5 protein-coding genes and 2 pseudogenes are annotated in these 4,428 nt (G+C 63.3%); 5 read left to right on the top strand and 2 right to left on the bottom strand.

What is annotated here, in order from left to right:
• Positions 1-440, bottom strand: a pseudogene (locus AHiyo1_RS16380) (phosphoserine phosphatase SerB); the annotation flags it as partial.
• 125 nt (positions 441-565) lie between these two features.
• Here AHiyo1_RS16380 and AHiyo1_RS16375 point away from each other — a divergent pair.
• Genes AHiyo1_RS16375 through AHiyo1_RS16365 form a run of 3 tightly spaced genes read left to right on the top strand, consistent with a single transcriptional unit; the run spans position 566 to position 2,984 of the window.
• Entirely contained in the window at positions 566-1,351 is a 786-nt protein-coding gene (locus AHiyo1_RS16375) for an ABC transporter ATP-binding protein (protein WP_059389255.1), read from the top strand.
• 19 nt (positions 1,352-1,370) lie between these two features.
• On the top strand, positions 1,371-2,156 hold the full coding sequence (locus tag AHiyo1_RS16370; protein ID WP_059389254.1) for a sulfite exporter TauE/SafE family protein: 786 nt from the start codon (positions 1,371-1,373) through the stop codon (positions 2,154-2,156).
• Between the two features lie 9 nt (positions 2,157-2,165).
• Positions 2,166-2,984 carry a TrmH family RNA methyltransferase gene (locus AHiyo1_RS16365; RefSeq protein ID WP_059389253.1) on the top strand — a complete coding sequence of 273 codons (819 nt, stop codon included), beginning with the start codon at positions 2,166-2,168 and terminating at the stop codon, positions 2,982-2,984.
• Between the two features lie 80 nt (positions 2,985-3,064).
• Here the strand turns inward: AHiyo1_RS16365 and AHiyo1_RS24865 are convergent, their stop codons facing one another.
• Positions 3,065-3,232 carry a hypothetical protein gene (locus tag AHiyo1_RS24865; RefSeq protein ID WP_172465616.1) on the bottom strand — a complete coding sequence of 56 codons (168 nt, stop codon included), beginning with the start codon at positions 3,230-3,232 and terminating at the stop codon, positions 3,065-3,067.
• A 159-nt stretch (positions 3,233-3,391) separates the two neighbouring features.
• Here AHiyo1_RS24865 and AHiyo1_RS16360 point away from each other — a divergent pair, with 159 nt between their 5' ends.
• Positions 3,392-3,967: a carboxymuconolactone decarboxylase family protein gene (locus AHiyo1_RS16360; protein WP_059389252.1), complete on the top strand. Its 576-nt coding sequence runs from the start codon at positions 3,392-3,394 to the stop codon at positions 3,965-3,967.
• Between the two features lie 10 nt (positions 3,968-3,977).
• Positions 3,978-4,428: pseudogene (locus tag AHiyo1_RS16355) on the top strand (sigma-70 family RNA polymerase sigma factor); the annotation flags it as partial.

Here is a 4,428-nt window from a genome sequence, read left to right as displayed (position 1 = left end):
CCTGCGAGGACCGCCACCCGGGCGTGGAGGCTTTGCGCGAAGTCCAGTTCGCCGCGCATCGCAGCCTCGGTCACGGCCGCTACTTCCTCGCGTTTGCCGGCGTGCGCGGCAAGCAGTTCGATCACTTCCTGCTGGATCAAGGTGGAGTCCACATCCATGATCAGCAGCTTGCGCGAAGCGTCACGCAGCGCGTCGGCGACAATCGCGGTGTCCATGCCCGGTGCGGAGGCCTCGGCGACCCTGCGCCGGAGGCCTGACAAGTCGGTGTCAGTAGCCCCGTCAACGGCCAGGCCCATGGTGTAGACCCCGAAGCGCTCGTCGCCCGAACGCGACTCCGACGTGAAGGTAGCCCCCGATCCGGACAAGACCTTGCGCAGGTGTTCAAGCTCCGAAAGGGACAAATTCACGCCATAGCTGACCGCGGTCAAGTTCGAACTCATGGCTGCAATCTTAGCGAGCGGGGAACCGCCGCCCGAACTCGTGTTTCATCCACGTCGTCGCGCAAACCATGTGACCGAAGTTCCAGTTATCCATCGCCCCTATTTTTGTCCTAGTGTCTACTCCTATGAGTGATGTTCTTGAATTGGCTTCCGTCAGCGTTGTCCGAGGTACCAAGACCCTGCTGGACAAGGTTGACTGGCAGGTCAATGAAGGCGAACGCTGGGTCATCCTCGGTCCCAACGGTGCCGGAAAGACCACTCTGCTCCAGATCGCCGCAGCCCGGATGCATCCCACCAGCGGGAAGGCCGGGATCCTGGACGAGACGCTAGGCCGGGTGGACGTGTTCGAGCTCCGTCCGCGGATCGGCCTTTCCTCGGCGGCCCTGGCTACCCAGATCCCGGAACAGGAAAACGTGTTGAACGTCGTGGTCACCGCAGCCTACGGTGTGACCGGCCGCTGGCGTGAGGGATACGAGCGCGACGACGAGCGCCGGGCCTTCGGCCTTCTCAACGAATGGGGCATGGGTCCGCTGCTGAACCGCTCCTTCTCCTCGCTTTCCGAAGGCGAGCGCAAGCGCGTGCAGATCGCCCGGGCCCTCATGACCGACCCGGAGCTGCTCCTCCTCGACGAGCCGGCCGCCGGCCTGGACCTCGGCGGACGCGAAGAGCTCGTCCACAAACTCGGTGAACTCGCCCGTGACGAGGACGCCCCCGCCATGGTCCTCGTGACGCACCACCTTGAAGAAGTTCCTCCGGGATTCACCCACGCCATGCTGCTTCGCGACGGCGGGGTGGTTGCCGCAGGACCCATCGAGGAAGTCCTGACCGCGGAACACCTCAGCAACACCTTCGGCCTGCCCCTGGATGTGACCGAAAACTCCGGCCGCTACACGGCCACCGCCCGCCGCTAGGCCGGGGCAGCGAGAAGCAGTGGAGATCCTTAGCGGCATCCTGATCTTTTTCGCGGGTTTGTGGGCCGGAACCATCAACAGCGTTGTCGGCTCCGGCACCCTGGTGACGTTCCCGGTCCTCATCGCCCTGGGCTACGCGCCCGTCACGGCGACCATCAGCAACGCCATGGGGCTTGTGGCCGGCAACGTGACAGGGGCCTGGGGCTACCGACACGAACTCAGGGGCAGGGGCCGGCAACTGCTCAGGCTCTTGCCGGCGTCGCTGCTTGGCGGCATCACGGGTGCTTGGCTGCTGCTGCACCTTCCGGAAAAGGTCTTCTACTACGCCGCTCCCATCCTGATCGTGGTCGCGCTGCTCATGGTGCTCTTCCAGCCGAAACTCCAACGGTGGGTCCAGGACCGGGCCGGCAACCCGGAGCACGCCATCCACGACAAGCGGCACACCGTGATCCTGGTGGTGTTGGTGTACCTCGCGGGGGTCTACGGCGGCTACTTTGTCGCAGCCCAAGGCATCCTGCTCGTTGGCATTCTGGGTGTCTTCATGACCGGCACCATCCAGAACGCCAACGCGATGAAGAACATCCTGGTGCTGGCCGTCAACGTAGTGGCAGCCTGCTCCTACCTCTTGTTTGCCTTTGGCCGGATCGAATGGCCGGTGGTGGCAGTCATCGCGGTCAGTTCGTTGATCGGCGGTCTGGTGGGCTCCAAAGTGGGACGGCGTTTGAAGCCCCTCGCGCTGCGCATCGTGATCTTCGCGCTCGGCATCGTGGCACTCGGCTTCATGATCGCCAACCTGCTGAAATAGGAACCCCCCGTGACTTTTCACTATCTCGAAACGGCAGACGACCCGCGCGTTGCCGACTACACACAACTGACGGATGTCCACCTCCGCAAGCTCCGCGAGCCCGCGGAGGGCATGTACATCGCAGAGTCGTCACGGGTCCTGCGACGCGCCCTCGCGGCCGGGCACCAACCCCGTTCCTTCTTCCTGGCGGAGAAATGGTTGGAAGACCTCGACGACGTCTTCCAACAGTTCCCGGAGGTCCCGGTCTACATCGGCAAAGCTTCGCTGCTTGAGGAAATCACTGGATTCCACCTGCACCGCGGTGCCATGGCGGCCATGCATCGCCCCGCACCGGTGCCCCTCGAGGAACTTCTCGCCGATTGCGTTCGTGCACGAGGGCGATCAAGGATCGCAGTGCTTGAGGACCTTACCGACCATACAAATGTCGGAGCCGTGTTCAGGTCAGCCGCGGCCATTGGCGTCGACGCCGTGCTGGTGTCACCTCAGTGTGCCGATCCGTTGTACCGGCGCTCGATCAGGGTCAGCATGGGCACAGTTTTTCAGGTGCCGTGGACAAGGGTCGACCCGTGGCCAGCTAGCATCGAACAGCTGAAAGAGGCGGGCTACTTCGTGGCAGGCATGTCCCTGGGGGAGGGAGCCATCACTCTGGATGAGCTGGTGGCCCAGGATCATCAAAACCTGGTGCTGGTTTTCGGAACCGAAGGCGACGGGCTGAAGCCCGAGACAGATCAACTACTTGATGCCCGCGTGACGATTCCGATGATGAACGGCGTCGACTCGCTGAACGTTGCTGCGTCGTCGGCTGTCGCCTTCTACGCGACGAGGTAACGAATGGCAGGCAGGAAAATCTGAGTCGGGTCAGGGTGCCCAGACATGCATCTGACCGGGTCATTCGCTTGCTCGAGTCATCACCGCAGGGGATCGTCTTTGCGCCGTGCCGCCTGCTTCAGCTCGGCGATCCGCAGCCGAAGGAAAACAATGACGAGGGCCAGGGCGTACACCGCCAGTCCGGCCAGCACGAACGTGACGATCGCGTACAGAACCCCAATAACACTGAAGGCTGGACTTAAATTCACTGGTTCCCCCCAATAATCGTTAGCCCTAGGCTACGCGGGCGGGGACAGTTATCAGATCAGGTGGACGCCGCCCTCTGGCTTCACGGCGTCGCTGTCACAGATCGGGCGCGGGCGGTGTCTTCATGTCGTAGGACCCAGAACAGACCCGCAGGAGGAGTCATGACCAGCAGGATCCCGGCCGCAGAGATCACCGGTTTCTACGGCGCACTCATCAAGAAATTCAGCGCGAAGATGTTTGGCAAAGTCCCGGAATCGTTGGGCGTCATGTGGCACAACCAGCCCGTTCTCAAGGCATCCATGGGCTTCGGACAGAAGCTGCAGAAGTGGAACAGGTGTGACGAGTCGCTGAAGTCCTATGCGCACATGGCCGTGGCCTCACTCATCGGTTGTACGTGGTGCCTGGACTACAACTACTTCATGGCCCACAACCACGGCCTCGACCTGGAAAAGGCACAGCAGATCCCGCGCTGGCGTGATTCCGGGGTCTTCACGCCCCTGGAGCGGGACGTGCTGGAATATGCCGAAGCGATGAGTACGACCCCCGTAACGGTCACTGACGAGCTCGCTGCCCGGCTGCTGGAGCAGCTCGGCTCACCGGCCCTGGTTGAGCTGACCAGCGTTATCGGCTTTGCCAACCTCACCACCCGCGGCAACGTCGCCCTGGGCATTGAGTCCGAGGGTTTCGCGGATGCCTGTGGCTTGAAGCCGCTCGCGGCACGAAGCGGCGCGCGGTAGCGTGGCGGGCATGAGCAGCTCCGGCGCCGCCGACAGCTTGGACCTTTTCGTCACTCATCGCAGCCTGCTCTTCACCGTCGCCTACGAAATGCTCGGCTCCGCCGCCGATGCCGAGGACGTGGTGCAGGAGGCCTGGCTGCGGTGGTCTGACCTGGGCGCCGGAGCCCGCGTGGAGGTGCGTGACCCGCGGGCCTATTTCGTCCGTATCGTCACCCGCCAGGCGCTCAACCGCCTCCGCACGCTGTCACGACGGCGGGAGGATTACGTCGGGGAATGGCTGCCCGAGCCCCTGCTCACCGTGCCGGATGTCGCCGAGGACGTGGAACTGGCCGAAAGCGTCTCGATCGCCATGCTCACGGTTCTCGAATCCCTCACCCCTGTGGAGCGGGCGGTCTTCGTACTACGGGAGGTTTTCGACGTGCCTACGAGGAGATTGCCGAGGCCGTGGGCAAGTCAGCGGC

The sequence above is a fragment of the Arthrobacter sp. Hiyo1 genome (genome assembly GCF_001263615.2).
In the GTDB taxonomy this organism is placed as follows: domain Bacteria; phylum Actinomycetota; class Actinomycetes; order Actinomycetales; family Micrococcaceae; genus Arthrobacter.
The sequence above is the reverse complement of the archived record's forward strand: the minus strand, read 5'-3'. Positions and strand labels throughout refer to the sequence as shown.